12 protein-coding genes are annotated in these 16,838 nt (G+C 39.1%); 3 read left to right on the top strand and 9 right to left on the bottom strand.

Features of this window, described 5'->3' with window-relative positions; translation table 11 throughout:
• The first annotated feature begins 16 nt into the window (after window positions 1-16).
• Entirely contained in the window at window positions 17-2,218 is a 2,202-nt protein-coding gene (locus ACXYMX_RS03100) for a YhgE/Pip family protein (RefSeq protein WP_459042767.1), read from the top strand.
• 187 nt (window positions 2,219-2,405) lie between these two features.
• Here the strand turns inward: ACXYMX_RS03100 and ACXYMX_RS03105 are convergent, their stop codons facing one another.
• The 4 genes from ACXYMX_RS03105 to ACXYMX_RS03120 all read right to left on the bottom strand — a co-directional run bounded on the left by ACXYMX_RS03105 (window position 2,406) and on the right by ACXYMX_RS03120 (window position 8,527).
• Window positions 2,406-3,557 carry a thiolase family protein gene (locus ACXYMX_RS03105; RefSeq protein WP_459042768.1) on the bottom strand — a complete coding sequence of 384 codons (1,152 nt, stop codon included), beginning with the start codon at window positions 3,555-3,557 and terminating at the stop codon, window positions 2,406-2,408.
• A gap of 324 nt (window positions 3,558-3,881) precedes the next feature.
• Window positions 3,882-5,045 carry an acyl-CoA dehydrogenase family protein gene (locus tag ACXYMX_RS03110; protein ID WP_459042769.1) on the bottom strand — a complete coding sequence of 388 codons (1,164 nt, stop codon included), beginning with the start codon at window positions 5,043-5,045 and terminating at the stop codon, window positions 3,882-3,884.
• 49 nt (window positions 5,046-5,094) lie between these two features.
• Window positions 5,095-6,624: a long-chain-fatty-acid--CoA ligase gene (locus ACXYMX_RS03115; protein WP_459042770.1), complete on the bottom strand. Its 1,530-nt coding sequence runs from the start codon at window positions 6,622-6,624 to the stop codon at window positions 5,095-5,097.
• An 859-nt stretch (window positions 6,625-7,483) separates the two neighbouring features.
• The gene (locus tag ACXYMX_RS03120; protein ID WP_459042923.1) at window positions 7,484-8,527 is read right to left on the bottom strand and encodes an IS30 family transposase; all 1,044 of its coding nucleotides are present in this window, start codon (window positions 8,525-8,527) and stop codon (window positions 7,484-7,486) included.
• 233 nt (window positions 8,528-8,760) lie between these two features.
• Between ACXYMX_RS03120 and ACXYMX_RS03125 the strand changes: the two genes are divergently transcribed.
• Together ACXYMX_RS03125 and ACXYMX_RS03130 are read left to right on the top strand one after the other, a co-directional pair.
• Entirely contained in the window at window positions 8,761-9,186 is a 426-nt protein-coding gene (locus ACXYMX_RS03125) for a MaoC/PaaZ C-terminal domain-containing protein (RefSeq protein WP_459042771.1), read from the top strand.
• A 182-nt stretch (window positions 9,187-9,368) separates the two neighbouring features.
• The gene (locus ACXYMX_RS03130; protein WP_459042772.1) at window positions 9,369-11,537 is read left to right on the top strand and encodes a beta-propeller domain-containing protein; all 2,169 of its coding nucleotides are present in this window, start codon (window positions 9,369-9,371) and stop codon (window positions 11,535-11,537) included.
• Window positions 11,538-11,619: 82 nt separating this feature from the next.
• On the opposite strand, the gene ACXYMX_RS03135 is transcribed toward ACXYMX_RS03130, so the two are convergent.
• The 5 genes from ACXYMX_RS03135 to ACXYMX_RS03155 all read right to left on the bottom strand — a co-directional run bounded on the left by ACXYMX_RS03135 (window position 11,620) and on the right by ACXYMX_RS03155 (window position 16,214).
• The gene (locus tag ACXYMX_RS03135) at window positions 11,620-13,275 is read right to left on the bottom strand and encodes a sensor domain-containing protein (RefSeq protein ID WP_459042773.1); all 1,656 of its coding nucleotides are present in this window, start codon (window positions 13,273-13,275) and stop codon (window positions 11,620-11,622) included.
• Between the two features lie 216 nt (window positions 13,276-13,491).
• Window positions 13,492-14,187, bottom strand: coding sequence for a hypothetical protein (locus ACXYMX_RS03140; protein ID WP_459042774.1), 696 nt, complete (start codon window positions 14,185-14,187; stop codon window positions 13,492-13,494).
• Window positions 14,184-14,954, bottom strand: coding sequence for a hypothetical protein (locus ACXYMX_RS03145; RefSeq protein ID WP_459042775.1), 771 nt, complete (start codon window positions 14,952-14,954; stop codon window positions 14,184-14,186). The genes ACXYMX_RS03140 and ACXYMX_RS03145 overlap by 4 nt, the downstream gene beginning before the upstream one ends.
• Entirely contained in the window at window positions 14,941-15,834 is an 894-nt protein-coding gene (locus ACXYMX_RS03150) for an ATP-binding cassette domain-containing protein (RefSeq protein ID WP_459042776.1), read from the bottom strand. Before ACXYMX_RS03150 ends, ACXYMX_RS03145 begins: the two co-directional genes overlap by 14 nt.
• On the bottom strand, window positions 15,831-16,214 hold the full coding sequence (locus tag ACXYMX_RS03155; RefSeq protein WP_459042777.1) for a GntR family transcriptional regulator: 384 nt from the start codon (window positions 16,212-16,214) through the stop codon (window positions 15,831-15,833). Before ACXYMX_RS03155 ends, ACXYMX_RS03150 begins: the two co-directional genes overlap by 4 nt.
• Between the last annotated feature and the right edge of the window lie 624 nt (window positions 16,215-16,838).

Genomic DNA, 16,838 nt, shown 5'->3' on the forward strand with positions numbered 1-16,838 from the left:
TACAGGAGGACAAATTATGAAGAAAACAATGACATGGGCAGAATGGAAGGGAATTTTCAAGTCAAGGAAAATAATGATCCCAATGATCGCCATTTTGTTTATTCCAGTACTATATGCAGGTATGTTTTTATGGGCGTTTTGGAACCCTTATGCATTGATGAGTGAATTGCCGGTTGCAATCGTCAATCTTGATGAAGGGGCGGAAATGGATGGAGAAGAACTAGCCCTCGGAAAAGAATTAACGGATAAATTAGTAGATGGTAACCAATTTCAATTTGTGCAAACTTCTTTAAGTGAAGCAGAGGAAGGGTTAAAAAACCAAGATTATTATGTCGTTATTGAAATACCGGAAAACTTCTCAGCTCACGCAACAACGCTTCTGGACGATAACCCAGAAAAACTCCTGATTTTGTATAAACCAAATGAAGGATTCAATTTCTTGTCTGGGCAAATTGCTGAAACTGCAATGGATCGAATTCGTGCAGAAGTGAATGAAAATGTGGCTTCAACTTATGCAGAAAAGTTATTTGATTCCATACATGAGTTAGGCGATGGATTCGGTGAAGCAGCTGACGGTGCGGGAGAATTACATGACGGGGCAAGCGAATTAGCTTCCGGTTCAGAAGAGTTGAAAGGGTATCTTATAACATTAGCTGAGAGTACGATTACTCTTGCAGATGGATCCGATAAACTTTTAGCAGGGGCTAGTGAGGCTGCAAAAGGCGCCAATGATTTGCATACTGGCATGGGGGCTTTGTCAACAGGATCTACCGAGTTACTTTCTGGAGCTAGCGAAGCTTCAAAAGGTGCGACAGCCTTGAATGAAGGCGTAAGTACTTATACAGAAGCTGTCAATCAGTTAACAACTAGTTACAGTAAAATAGCAGAAAAAGAACAAGAGTTAGGAGTGGCCCTTTCTACTTTAGATAAAAAAACATCAGAAATTAGCTTAGCTATTGCGGAACTTTCAAAAGGATCATCCAACTTAAGTGGGGGGATTGAGCAACTTGCAGCTGGACTTGCGCCAATTATTCAATCTCTTCCTGAAGAACAACAGGCTGTTTTACAAGCCACACTAGATCAGGTTGCACAAGGAAGTGCTGATTTAACAAATGGAATGCAGCAAGTAGCCAAGAGAACAACAGCTTTGCATTCTGGAACTTCAGAACTCTCTTCCGGAGCAAATCAACTTGCCCAAGCCCATAGCCAAGCACTTAATGGTCTTGAAACACTCAACAATTCTTCAGCTCAACTTGTTGAAGGTGCAAAAAGTCTTGCCACAGGTAATGCGGCATTAGCAACTGGTGCACAGCAGCTTGCTGAAGGCATCGACAAAGCACAGTCAGGCTCATCTATTTTGGCAACTGGCCTCACGACATTGACAGAAGGAACGGGAACTCTTAAATCAGGAACTGATACACTTGCCTCAAAATCTCAAGAGTTAGCAACAGGATCCACTACGCTTGCGGATGGAATGGCGGAACTGGATAAAGGTGCATTAACACTGAAAGAAAAGTTAGTAGAGGCAAATGAAACGGCAAGCGAAATTCAACCAACAGAAAAAACCTATGCAATGGCAGCAGCGCCTGTAGATGTTGAAAAGGAAAGCATCAACGAAGTACCAAACTATGGTACTGGATTTGCTCCTTATTTCTTATCACTCGGATTATTCGTGGGTGCGCTACTTCTATCCATTGTATTCCCACTAGTTGAACCAGCGATTAAGCCGACAGGTGCATTGCGTTGGTTTGCTAGTAAAGTATCCGTATTAGCGATTGTAGGCTTGCTTCAGGCACTCATAGCGGTTGGCATTGTCAAATTTGCACTTGGAATGGAGACAGTCAATACACCATTGTTTGTTTTGACAGCCATACTCACTAGCTATACATTTATAGCGCTCGTTCAAATGCTAGTATCGATTTTCAGCGATGTTGGACGCTTTATCGCTATTCTCATTTTAATTTTGCAATTAACAACAAGTGCAGGAACATTTCCTTTAGAATTAATTCCAGCACCGTTACAAATCTTTAACGTATTCCTTCCAATGACTTATTCTGTTCATGCATTTAAGGCATCAATTTCAACAGGAGATTTTTCTTTCCTGTGGGCCAATAATGGAATATTAACTGGGTTTACAGTGGTTTGTTTGGCAATCACGTTTGGTTACTTCAAACTAATTTATACAAAGAGACATTCAAACCAAACAGTATCTGCATAACTAACAGAAGTATCCTTTCTTAGTGAAAGGGTACTTTTGTTGTTTATAAATCAATGTCATAGCAAGCGACGAAATCATTGCGATTCTCTTCGTGGAGTAGATTTAGGGGATTTTTACAAGCATGGAAAAACCGCAATTGCCAGAGCAATTGCGGTGAAGTGGAGATGTGTTTCTTCGAGAAGAAAGCTTAGTTATCCAATCTTTCTATAATCGTAGCGTTAGCCATACCCATTCCTTCACAGATGGCTAAGAGTCCGTAACGGCCACCTGTTCTGTGGAGACGATGTATTAACGTGGTCATTAACTTTGTACCTGTTGCACCAAGAGGGTGTCCCAATGCGACAGCGCCACCATCTACATTGAGCTTTGCTGGATCTGCGCCTAATTCTTTTAACCAAGCCAATGGCACAGGTGCAAATGCTTCGTTTACTTCATACGTATCCATATCTTCAATTGACAGGCCTGCTTTTTCCAATACTTTTTGAGTTGCTGCAATTGGTCCTGTTAACATCAAAGTTGGATCTGATCCAATGACACTTCTAGCTATGATGCGAGCTTTAGGTTTAAGTCCCAACTCTTTTGCTTTATCTGCTGACATTAGTAAAACTGCTGATGCACCATCACTCATTTGACTCGCATTACCTGCTGTAATGACACCATTTTCGTCAAAAACAGTTTTTAATCCTCCGAGTACTTCCATTGTAGTACCTTCTCTTGGACCTTCGTCTTGATCGAAGATGATAGTTTCACCATCTTTGCTAACTGTCACAGGAACAATTTCCTCTTTGAAATTACCGTTCGCAATTGCTTTAAATGCTCTTTCATGACTTTGAACAGAAAACTCATCGAGCTCTTTTCTAGATAAGTTAAATTTCTCTGCAACTTTCTCGGCTGAAACACCTTGGTTTACAATTTCGTGTTTATCCGTCAATTTTGGGCTTAATGTTGCTTCTCTTACGTTAGAAAACATAGGTTCACGTGTCATGCTTTCCGTTCCGCCTGCGATAACGATTTCCATATCTCCAGATGCAATTGCCTGTGCTCCAAAATGAACAGCCTGTTGACTTGATCCACATTGGCGATCAATTGTTACACCGGGTACATGGATAGGGAAGCCAGCGATTAATAAAGATGTTCGTGCTATATTCGACGCTTGCTCTCCTGATTGAGTTACACAGCCTAGAATGACATCTTCTACTAGGCCTGGATCAATTCCAACTTTATTTACAAGTGCGTTTAATGTCTCTGCCGCTAATTCGTCAGGTCTTGTTTCAGCTAAGGCACCTTTTCTTCGACCAACTGCTGTTCTTACGGCTTCTACGATTACGACTTCTCTCATTTACTATTCCACTCCTTATATGATTAGTAATATTTATTTAATTGCTTTTCTAAAGTGATTGAAAGATTTATTAAAGCTTAAAGCTATGAAATCTAATAAACTAGTTGTTACTAGTCTTTGAAAAGAACTTATTGATTTTTAGCGAGAAGACAATCGAGTGCCTCCATCTAGGCGAATAACTTTACCGTTGATATACTCGTTCTCTGTCATAAAGAGTGTTAGAGATGCGTCTTCATCCGGTGCAATTGTATTAATTCGGATGCCGCAACTAGATAAGTCGCGGGCAGTCGGCAAGGTCATATATCCTACACGATCACTCCCATTTCATTTTCCGAATATATTTTTTCCGATAACTTCTTTCATGATTTCGGATGTACCTCCGTAGATACGTTGGACTCGTGCATCAACAAATGCTCTTGCTACTGGATATTCTTGCATGTATCCGTATCCGCCAAAAAGTTGCAAGCAACCATCTGTAATTCTACCTTGGGCTTCCGAACACGAAAGTTTCGCCATGCATGCCATTTCTGTATCCAATTCTCCATGTTCAACAAGACGTATGCATTCATCCACAAACGTGCGGTGCAAACGAACTTCTGTCTTCATTTCAGCAATTCGGAAACGGGTATTTTGAAAATGGCTAATTGGTTTACCAAAAGCTTCTCTCTCCTTGACGTAGTCAATTGTAAGTTCCAGAATACCTTCCATTGCTCCCTGAGAACCAACGGCTATAATAAGGCGCTCTTTGGAAAGCTCCATCATTAAAATCTCAAAACCGCGATTCAAAGTTCCTAATACTTTTTCGGCGGGCACAACAACATCCTCCATATATTGTTCGGATGTGTCACAGGCATGTAGGCCAATCTTGTCTAAATTTTTTCCTTTCGTAAAGCCTTTACTTGGAAGGTCGACGATAAATAAAGTAGTTCCTTTTGCACCGGAAACATTCAAATCGGTTCGGGCAGCGACTACGACAAAATCACAATGTTGTCCATTAGTGATAAAGGTTTTAGATCCATTTAGAATATAAGCATTTTGCTCTTCATCAAAAATAGCTGTTGTTTTAATGCCTTGAAGGTCACTCCCGGCGTTTGGTTCAGTCATTGCGATCGCGCCTATTAACTCTCCAGTAGCCATCTTGGGTAAGTAGTGGTTTTTCTGATCTTCTGTTCCTGAATTTAATAAATAATGCGCGACAATATTCGAGTGTACTGAAATGTTTGTTGAAATAGCTGAGTAATTTAAATAACAAAACTCCTCTATAAGAGCTGATGAATATGTGAAAGGGGCACCCATTCCACCATACTTTTCCGGAATGTCAATGCACAACAAACCCTCCTCGCCCAATGTATTCCAAAGTTCTCTTGGAATATTTCCGTCTTTTTCCCACTTTAAGTAGTCAGATTCTAAATGCTTTTTAGAGAATGCCTGTATTGATTTTTTGAAAAGCTGTAGTTCGTCCTTACTTACTGAATCTATTTTCACCATGACATGAGTACACCTCTAATCTATTTGTTTTTTGGCTCGAACAGATACTTCACTGAGATACTGCAGCTACTTGTTCGCGCAACTTGAATTTCATTAATTTCCCGGAAGCGTTCCTAGGAAGCTCGTCCTCGAATAGTATTTTTCGAGGGATTTTGAATGCAGATAAATTTTTTCTGCAAAAGCTTTCTAATTCTGTAGTATCAATTAATTCTCCAGGCTTTTGCACAATTATTGCCGTTACAACTTCGCCCCAATGTGTATCCGGCATTCCGATGATTGCGACATCAGCAATTTGTGGGTGTGCACTTAATACGTTTTCAACCTCTACGGAGTAAACATTTTCTCCGCCAGAGATAATCATATCCTTGCTTCTATCTACGATATAAACAAAGCCATCTTCGTCTGTCATTCCCAAATCGCCTGTATATAGCCAACCATCTCGGAGTGTATCAGCTGTTTCTTTAGGCTTTTTATAGTACTCTTTCATTATCGTAAAGCCTCTTAAAAGAAGCTCCCCAACCTCACCTGCTTTTGCAATACTTCCATCTGGTAAGACAAGTTTTGATTCTGTTAGGAATAATCCATCTTTTCCGGCAGAACCAACTTTCGTTTTATGGTCCTCCGGAGATAAGTAAATACCTGAGGGTCCTCCTTCTGTTAGACCGCACAAGCTGTAAAAGTTGGGTGACTTGAAAAAAGTCATGCATGCGCTAACTTGAGAGGAGGACATTGGTGCTGCACCATACGTAAATCTTTTAATGGAGGAAACGTCATAGTTGTCCTTATCCTTAAAATTAAGCAACGCTAAGTAAATAGTAGGTACTGCAAAGAAATTAGTAATTTTAAACTTTTCAATGTCTCTGAAAACTGCAGCAGGATCAAAATCGCGGTGGATGACATGTGTACCGCCTAGTGAGAAGCCAGAAACTAAGCAAATAGCTAGCTGTGCCGCATGAAATAACGGTGCGATATGAATAAATCTTTCATCCGATGTATAGCCAAGCGTTCCAGTCATTGTAAAAACTGAATTTATGGTTCTCTGGTGATCAAATAAAGTCCCTTTTGGATTACCGGTTGTTCCTGAAGTATACAAAATTTGAAGATCATCCGTGTTAGCGATTTCAATTTCTGGGTTAGCATCGTTTTCAGATGAAGCAGATTGTATAGATAAGTTCCCATTAGTGACTGCATTTTCAGTTATGAGTACTTGGCGGATTGCGGGAACATTTATTCGCGCTGCTTCAACCACTTCCTCGAATTCGGAATCAGAAATGACCATGACGCTATCTGATTGATCCAAAATATATGTGATTTCTCGTTCGACTAATCGAAAATTCATTGGAACGATGACAGTACCAATCTTAACGCATGCATAATAAGCAATTGCGAAATAATCGGAGTTCTTTAACATTAAAGCAATCTTTTCACCTTTTTTAACGCCTTGATCTATCAATCCATTTGCGAAGCGATTTACAGTCTTATTAAATTCGTCGTATGTGTACGACCTTTCATTGTAATAAAGCGCCATTTTGTCAGGGTGCTTACGTGTGTTTTGCTCCAATAACTTTGCAATATTCATAATCGAATCCTCCTGTAAAGCGAATTTTTTATATGCAGTAAATAAGAATGGGGACAAGTATATCAGTTGTTTTTGATTCGCTAGAATGGAAAGCTACTTGTTCTTTTTTAGGTTCGTTACTAAAATATGCAGTTTGAGAAAACGGTTATTTTTAATGCCGAGCACCAATTATTTGTAGGCGCTTACAAAGGCATAATTTAGTAGATTTGGAAATTTAAAATAAGTTTTCAAAAGCACTCTATAAAAATGTATAGAGTTAGTATGATAGTTATGATGAGTGGAACTACTAACTGCATCCTATGAAACTTTTTAAATGCTTAATAAAGTAGCTTGTTCCGAGTGTAATCTTCTATTGGCTACCCTTTGTGCATTACATACTCTTGTTCAATTAAAGTAAATATTCAAAAATTATGGAACACAAAGACTATTGTATCACATGAAATTCAGTTTGACATATATACTAGTATTATTATTTGTAACATTTTTTTCAAGCGACTAAAATATGAGCTCCGTAGGGGCAAACTTGGTGAGGAGTCTTAGGGAATTTATCGTAAATAAGTGAATTCACTTATTTTCTATTTGGAAACTGTACATAGATTTAATTAGTTTTTCTAGTCTTGATATAAATAATAATTTTTGATGTTTGAACTGTATTTTAAAGTCTGATTATTTCGACAGATTTGATTATGTTCGTTAAAATACGCACTAGTAATAAAAAGAACGTTTTATTGAAAAAGTTTGGTTGGTAAATTGCAACAATAAGTTAGCCACCTAGATAAAATCCAGTGTATTTATGAATGGGGACTGTTTTCCCCCACCCTTAGAAAGCTGTTTTGACCTTGAACTTATTCCTGAAATGCTAAGCTAATTTCGCTAACTCCTGTTCAAAAAGAACTGCTGGTTGTTGATAGTCTAGAATCCTTCTCGGCAAATTATTTAACCTCTGATAAATCCGTTGGATAGCTTCTGTTGAGTAATCAGAAATCGCCTTTCCCTTCGGGATATATCTTCTGAGAAGACCATTGTGCCGCTCATTTGAACCTCTTTCATACGGAGCGTAAGGGCGAGCGAAATAGACATCTGTGACATCTTTTAAACTCACTTCTAGATTGGAAAACTCACTGCCGTTATCAGATGTAATTGTCTTAAATACTTGTGGGAACAGTTCACCAAAATCTTGTTGTAATTGGTTCATAGCGTAGTCAACTGAATCATGATCTTGATCGTCAAGTAGGATGGCGTAATAGTTTCTGGTTTTACGTTCAACGAGGGTCAGTAATGCGTTATCATCCGATTTTTTCCCCTCAACAGTATCAATTTCCCAGTGACCGAATTCAACTCTTTCTTCAATTTCAAGAGGGCGGTCAGCAATACTTGTACCTAAAACACGACGGTTTTTCCGGATGCGTTTGGTCTTTGTATTTAGCCTTGTTTTCATAGACAAGTCAATGTTTCGAACGCTTAATAAGTCCAAATCGATATAGTTATAAAGGGTTTTCGTAGAAACCGTTGGTTTGTCTTTCCAGTCAGTTTGAGTGGAGGTATAGCCAACTACAGCATCAGGTGACCAACCTTCTTCAATGATTTTTTCACAAGCAAAATCAATGAATTCGGTTGCGACAAGAAGCTTTCTTTTAGCACCGCAATTCATTCTGTTTCGTTCATACACAGCCTGTCCTGTTTCAGCGAAATAGGCGGTGTAGGGTGTACGACCTGTTTTAAGCTGGGTCGTTGTTCCACGCTCGAGTTCATTGGCAATCGTTTGGTGAGCACGGCCTAGACGTCTTGCGATGTCCCGATTAGAGTGGCCGGCCTTGTGAAGCGCAGCAATTTGACCACGTTCAAAAGGGGATAGGTGTTTATCTTTACGGTTTTGTATGGTATTCTCGGTGTGTGCCATTATAAAACTTCCTCTCATTGTGAGTCTCGCAACTTCAATGATACACGAAATTTTATAATGGCATTTTTTTGTTTGAATTTAACTGGCTAACTTGATTGTACAACTAGCCAAAAAGTTTGGTTTAGCCAAGAGGTAGGATTAAATCAGAGGATCAATTTACGACTGTGAACAACCGATAAAATAGAATGAAAAAATGGCTCTAAATTAAGTTATTAATTGAAAGGACGTGCAAGCTGTTGAAATTTAATGAATTTAAAGTAGGTCAGACGTTTCAATCGGATTCAATGATTGTGACGAAAGAAGAGGTCTTAGATTTTGCACACAAGTACGACCCCCAACATATTCATATTGATGAAGAAAAGGCAAGCAAGGGAAGATTTGGAGGCTTAATCGCTTCTGGTATCCAAACAGTAGGAATTACTTGGAGAAAATGTGTTGATTTAGATCTTTTTGGAGAAGATCTGATTACAGGTGCTGGGATAAAAAATGTTTCTTTCGCTAGGCCTGTATATCCAGATGACGAATTGTATGTGAAAGTTGAAATCATTCAAATGGAACAAAGTACTGAAGAAGATGGGTTGATAACGGTTTTATTATCGACTTTTAATCAGCATAATAAAAAAGTGCTAGATATGGAAGCTAGGGTAATTATTCAAGTGTAAATATACTTGTGATCATCTCCACGCCAAAGAATTCTCAATTCAATAGATTGTTTAAATAGGGAAGTGTCCTATCATACGAGATGGTACGTTTCGTAGTTTATTACCTATTTTGATAATTAATGAAACTAAAACTCCTGTTAGCAGTCTAATTAGTTAACTGCACAAACAGGAGGGGAAATCACATGAATAGACGGAGTGTATGGCTAATTGGAGCTGGGGGATTAGTAGTTTTTGCGATGCTATTTGCATTTTCAATTGACAGAGTAACGATAACGGCATCCGAAAATGCATTGAAAGACCAGGGGTGGCGAGCAAGTTTTTCTACCCCCTTAAAAGAAGAAGCAGTAAGTCAAAAACGGTTGTATCTTGTTGATAAAGATGGAGAAAAACTATCAATTGATATGCAGTTGAGTAGTGACCGAAGAAGTGTGCAAGTAGATGGACTTGAACCAGGAACGTACACCCTACATGTGGAACGGGATGCGATAGACGGGGAACATTTTAAGACCTACACCACACAGAACGTTACGTTCACAATTCATGAAACAATCGAATCGGTTTCATCTGAGAAAGAATTAGTAGCGTACTTTGAACGTGCACAAAAAATGCAGGAAAATCAAGTTTACTTTGCAGGAGAAGAAATGGAAGTAATGGAAGATAGCGCGGCCTCTGGAGAAAGTAACAAATCCAGCGGTGGAGATCATTCGACAACAAACAACCAAGTTGAAGGGGTTGACGAGGCAGACAGTGTAAAGACAGACGGTAAATATGTGTATTCTGTACTTACGAATCGAAAAGTAGAGATTATTGACATTCAAGATGCTACAAATCCAGTAGTAGCTTCTGAAATTGCCTTTACAGAAGACTTTTACTCTACTCAACTCTTTCTTCATGAACAGATGCTTGTCGTTCTAGGTGAAAAATATTATATGGAAAATGAACTCCAACCGGCGTCAGATTCGATGTATAGAATGCCGATGAACGGGATGACGATGGTTCGAATTTATGATGTTTCCAACCCTGAAAATCCTACTCTTATTCGTGAAGTTGGTGCGGAAGGTAGCTTGAGCGGGGCAAGAAAAGTGGAGAACTATTTGTACTTCGTAACGAATGTCCGAAAATATGTTGATTTTACTCAAGATGTTGATGGGGAAATGGTACGACCTTTTATTTATGACTCTGAAAAAGAAGAAGAGCTATCGATTCTACCTTACCCAGACATCTCGATTTTACCAGGTGCACTCGATTCAACGTATGCCATCATCACTGCGATTGATTTGACATCGGATGCGAAGAAGGATGTTGCAACGAAAGGATATCTTGGTGGTAGTGAACAAATGTATATGTCTGAAAATAATTTGTATGTAACAGCTATGCTTTATGAAGCAAATCCAGAGGCTCAAAATAAAGATGCTGCAACAAGTCGAATGATGTGGTGGCCGATGAGCGGGAATACAGAAGTATTTAAATTCGCTATTAACGGCACAAACGTCACTTTCCACAATTCAGCTTTATTGAAGGGAAGCCTGCTTAATCAGTTTTCGATGGATGAATACAAAGGGAATTTCCGTGCGGTCACGACGGAAGGAAACATGTGGGATGAAAAAAATCCTTCTAAAAACCACCTATTTATATTGGATGAAAATATGAAGCAAACAGGTTCGGTAGAAGGACTTGCAAAAGGGGAGCGCATCTACTCGGCACGTTTTATGGGAGACAAAGCGTATATGGTAACGTTTCGTGAAACGGATCCATTATTCGTCATAGATGTTGCCAATCCTTCAGAACCAAAAGTTTTGGGCGAATTAAAAATACCTGGTTTCTCAAATTATTTACATCCGCTCGATGAAAATCATCTCATTGGATTTGGTTATGAAACGGTTGCTGAAAAAGATCCAAATGGCGGCGAACCAAGAATATTGACGCTCGGTATGAAGATTTCACTATTTGATGTATCCGACTTTGCGAATCCGAAAGAAAAGGATACAGAAATCATCGGTGGAAGAGGTACCTATTCGCCAATTCAATACGATCATAAAGCGTTATTTCAACATAAGGCGAAGAGTTTGTATGGATTTCCTGTAGTTATTTATGACGAAGGGACCCGAAAGGATTATATTGATTATCAAAGATCGGGAGCATTAATCTACGAAATAACTGCAAATGAAGGCATCCAATTGAAGGGGAATCTGCTAAACGAGAAAAAGGCGGGCCAACCTTATGAAGATTGGGAAAAGGAAATTCAGCGTATGTTGTATAGTGGAGATACATTGTATACAGTTTCAATGAAGGAATTAAAAGGATACTCACTAGAAACGTTCGATAAAATTAGTGAATTGCAATTTAATTAAGTAGGAGAAAAAGTATGAGGATCTAGTTAACACGAAATACAAAGGAGTCCTTTCAATTCGAAAGGACTCCTTTACGTATTCATTATTCAACAAAAGGAATAGCATCTGCTGTAACGGGTGCGCCAATGTAATAGCCTTGGACAGCATCGACATTCATAGCTTTAAGTGCGTTGAATTGTTCTTCAGTTTCTACACCTTCAGCGACAACATACATGCCCATCGACTTTCCGAAATGAATCATACCTTCAACAAGTTGCTGGGTTTTTGGATGAGTAAGCAATGATTTAATGAATATCTTGTCTATTTTAATTTTAGTAATCGGTAGAGACTGCATATATCGAAACGAAGCATAGCCAGTACCGAAATCATCAAGTGCAAATTTGATGCCGGAGTCATGTAATTCTTTCATTTGACGAAATATCGAGCTTTGTTCTTCAGCTTGAAATGCAAAGTTCTCCGTAATCTCTAGTTCTAAATGCGACGCCGGACAACCTGTTCGATTTAAAATTTCAAGAATCTCAGTTCGTAGATTTGGATTGGTGAACTCACGAACGGATGAGTTTACAGCAATGCTCACGGGTTGCTTTTTGGTGCTAAGTGTATTTGCAAGCTTTGCTGATTCTTCAAGCACAAAGGATCCGATGTTATGAATTAGCCCATTTTCTTCAGCAATTGGAATCAGTTCATCTGGAGTGACATGTCCAAGCTCATCATCTTCCCATCGAACAAGTGCCTCATAGAGTAGAATCTTTCCTGAGGATAAATCCATTTGTGGTTGGTAATAAACTTGTAAGTTTTCATTGTCCAATGCTGTTAGCAATTTACGGTCAATAATCGCTTTTCTATTGAGTTCTTTATGAGATTGTGCGGAGAGCGAAGCAATTTTTCCACCACCATTTTCAGCAACATCTTTCAAAGTACTCAAAGCTGCTTTCATTAAATGTGTATATGTTTCTTGGTCTTCTGGATGGCGAACAATTCCACCGCTTATCGATAATTTCAATGCGGTGTTCTCAATATAAATGGGGTGTTGCTCAAGAAAGTCTAAGAACCCTTGTATATACCAATCACCAAAAGCGGTTACAACAACGAAGTCATTTACACCGATGCGCGCAATAGGATCGTCTTTGAAAAAGCGTTTTAATCGATTTGAAAAAGACTGAATGAATTCTTTTTCAGAACCATGAGTTTGCAAGTCTTTCAGGGTATAGAAGTGATCAATTGAAATGTAAACAAATGAGAAGCTTTTATTGTTTTCGATAAAATCATTAACAGTGACCTCAAGTTTGTGGCGACTCATTAGACCGGTTTCATGATCGATAAATGCAATTTCTTGAAGTTGCTTGCGCAGTTGTACATCTTCGGTTATATCTAACTCGAGAAAGATAACAGAGGATAAGGTGCGTTCTGTATTCAAGGTAGGAATTGCAATCATTTTTACGAAGTAATGTTCACCTGAACGAGAAAGTTTTTCAACACTACCTGCCCACGTATTTCCGGATAGAATTGTTTTCCAAATGGTGTGTGCTTGGTTTTGACTCTCGTCCACGTTAGGAAACATCTGCCAGAATGTTTTCCCTAGAATACGTTTAGGAGTCCATTTACTTATTTTTAAAAATTCGTTATTGGTAAAGGTAATAACACCGTCGCTGTCCGTATGGGTAACCATATAAAATTCTCCGAGACTTTTCAAAATATCCGGTTGATCTAGATCGTTTTGACTATTATCTGAATTCATGGAGTCTTCCCCTTTCGGATGTTCTATACTTCTATTATAGAGTATATATGCTTATAGTCCATAACAAATCGTGTTATTTTCAGAATTAACTCAAAAATAATGATTCTTATGTAGGTAAAGAGATTGAAATATATTGAAGTTGGATCGTTAAAGGGGCTTTTGTAGGAAAAGTTTAGAAAAACGACCGATAACCCGTAGGCGAGTCGGTCGTTATTATTAATTATTCGTATATTGAATGTAAAGTAGGTCGGAGGCTTCAATTTCTAAATCTTTGGGAACTAGTAAATGGACCTTAATTGTAGAAGAACTCCCGTACCAAGAATTAGGATTGGCACGTTTATTTTTTTCGAATTGACTTAACAAAAATGAATCACGGTACGTAGAATAGTTGATGGTCGTTTCAGGTGGAGCGAGAAAAACGACTGTATCCAACTTCCATTCGGGTAAAGCATACAAGTACTGATCAGAAAAATCGAAACCGTTGTGTACAAGTGTTGGTTTGTAAATGGTTTCTTCAATAATTCCATCATTTACATCTTTTCGTTCAATAAGAATATCTGCATAGTTTAGGTAATCATCTATGGGCTGTAGCAATTTTAATTTGCCACTTACAGCGTGCTCTCTTTTTTCTATGATAGACAAAGTATCAACGGAATCGTAATCCTCTACATAACTACCTTCAATAATAGGCGAATCTTCGACAAATTCAAGCATTTGTGAAGCATACTTTTTTTCGTAAAGTTCGGCAGTGAACGTTGCGATTAGTAAAACAACTACATAGGCTGCCACAAGTAGATAGACGAATTTTCGATTCACTTGAAGTTTTACTTGGAATTTGGGACCTAATACATACCAACTGATTAGCGCTAAGAATAGGATCGCAAGTACGATAAACAAGGTTGTATTCATCATCTCGACCGCACCTCCCGATTCATTAATGCAACTGAAGAAATGGTGAAAAATAATGCGACTGTACAAACGACTTTTAATCCAAGAACTAGAAAATTACTTTCTGCACCGTAAAAGAAAATCAAGTTTTCGAATAATCCACTACTATCTGTTGAATGATTGCTTTGAGCTTGCAAACCTAAAAATGGTACTGTGAATAACCCTAGAAGAAGTAAGGGGATAATGATCTTGCTTTTTTGTACAAAAGAGCCGACGAGATAACCAAGACTTATGAAAAGAAGTACATACAGAATAGCTGTCCCAATTCGGTAGAGAAAATCCGTCGGTGAATTTAAGAGCCCGGGTGTTTCGATGTAAATAGCGGCTCCTTGAAAGAAAACAATAAATTTTAGTAGAGAACCTGAAAGCGCAGCTGTTATTCCTGCGAGTGTAGCAACGATTAGTAAAAATAGAGAACTAGATAGATGATGACTTAATCGATTGGATACAAGGGTAAATGCGTCATTCCGATAAGCGGTTGTCGTCACAAGAATACCCGTAATAAACGCCCAAATAAGTGTAAATAGCACGACATTATCATTTGTCGAAGTCATCCCGATAACAGTGACACTTTCTCCAAAAGATGAGTGATTCCCCATGGTTCCTATACCAAGTAAAATAGCTATCACTTGTACGATAAGGAGCGAAGTGAAAACTCCGGTGTAGCCATTAAATTTATAGTGCAATTGCTTTTTGACGACATCAAATAGTCGCGGTTCAGTCAAATACATCATCAATCCCTCCTTTAGAATTCGACGTGAGCGAAACATAAGCCTCATTAGCTGGTACGGCAAAGATTTTGATTCCATCGTCTTTCATTCGCAGTTTCTCGTCTTTAGTAAATGTATCTTCAACCGTTGCCTCGTAATAGGGTCCAGTTGATTGCCTTGCAAATACATTTTTTTCAGCAATGTAGTTTCGGATGGTATTTTCAGACCCGCTCAGTTTCACAAACATTTCTTGCAACTCCGTAATCGGGCCATGAAAACGGGCAACGCCGTTATTAACTAGTAGTATATTTTCTAATAGATCTTCAATTTCGTCTAGATGATGACTGGACAATAAAATGGTGCGCGGATGTGCAATGTAATCTTTTAAGAGTGCTCGGTAAAAATCTTTTCGTACGGCAGTATCCATTCCTGTCGTAGGTTCATCGAAAATGGTAAGGGGACACCTTGCCGCAATACCAATAATGGCATTGAATGTGTTCATCTGTCCTTTTGATAATTGATTATGAGGACCCTTTGGAAATAGCCGGAAGTAAGTTAACAACTTTTCAGCAAGCAATGCATCCCAATTCGGATAAAATCGTGCAGCCTCTTTAAAAATATCTTGAAGAGTCAATTTGTCTGAAAAGCTCATCGTATCATCAATAAATATCGAGTTCGCAGATACTTTTAAACTGTTAAAAGGCTGTTCTGAGAAGACATTGACAATGCCGGAGGTCTCCTTAATATGGCCTGCGATGATTTTCATTAATGTTGTTTTACCGACGCCATTTCGACCGATCATCCCGGTGATAATACCTTCTTCAATTGAAAAGTTCATATCGTTTAAAACAGAACGTCGCCCGTAAGACTTTGTAACGTTGTTGAACTCTACCACTTTCATTTGGAATCCTCCCTTTTTCTTAATTGTTCCGATTGAATCATTGCCAGAAGATGTTGGTTGTCGACGCCAAGCAGTTCAGCTTCGCTAAGAAGTTCTGCAATGAGACGCATGAAAGTTTCTTCTTTTCTCTTAATCAACAACTTTTCACGTCCGTCCGGAGCAACGAAAGTGCCCAGCCCACGTCGCTTATACACAATTTCACTATCAAGCAATAACGTCAGCCCCTTTCCAGCAGTTGCAGGATTGATATTAAACAATTCGGCAAGTTGATATTGGGAGTGGACTTTTTCATCAGGCTGAAGTGTACCATCAATAATTTCTTTCTCGATCCACTCCGCGATTTGTATGTAAATGGGTTTCGAACCGTCTATGTCGAGCATGCAAACACCTCCTATGAGTCAGTGCATTACTGTTGCAATGTACTATATGCCATTTTAGGATAAATTACAACTGTAAACTAGGAAAGTAATGCAAATTGGTGGGGTGCTCGCTGGATTTATTCTCGTGGCGTTGCTGTTTGCTCCCGTATTGACGGTGTTTATTCCCGTAACGATGCCAGTTGTTCCCGCAACGGCGGATTTATTCCCACAACGCGGAATTGCTGCACTTTATTCTCGTAACGGTGTTGTTTGTTCCCGTATCGCCAGAGTTTATTCCCGTAACGAGGCTAGTTGCTCCCGCAACGGCCGATTTATTCCCGCACCGCGAAATTGCTGTACTTTATTCCCGTAACGGTATTGTTTGCTCCCGTATCGCCAGAGTTTATTCCCGTAACGATGCGAGTTGCTCCCGCAACGGCCGATTTATTCCCGCACCGCGGAATTGCTGTCCTTTATTCTCGTAACGGTGTTGTTTGCTCCCGCATCGCCAGAGTTTATTCCCGTAACGTCGCTAGTTGTTCCCGCAACGGCCGATTTATTCTCGTAACGGTGTTGTTTGCTCCCGTATCGCCAGAGTTTATTCCCGTAACGTCGCCAGTTGTTCCCGCAACGGTCGATTTATTC

This window comes from Sporosarcina sp. CAU 1771 (assembly GCF_054482775.1).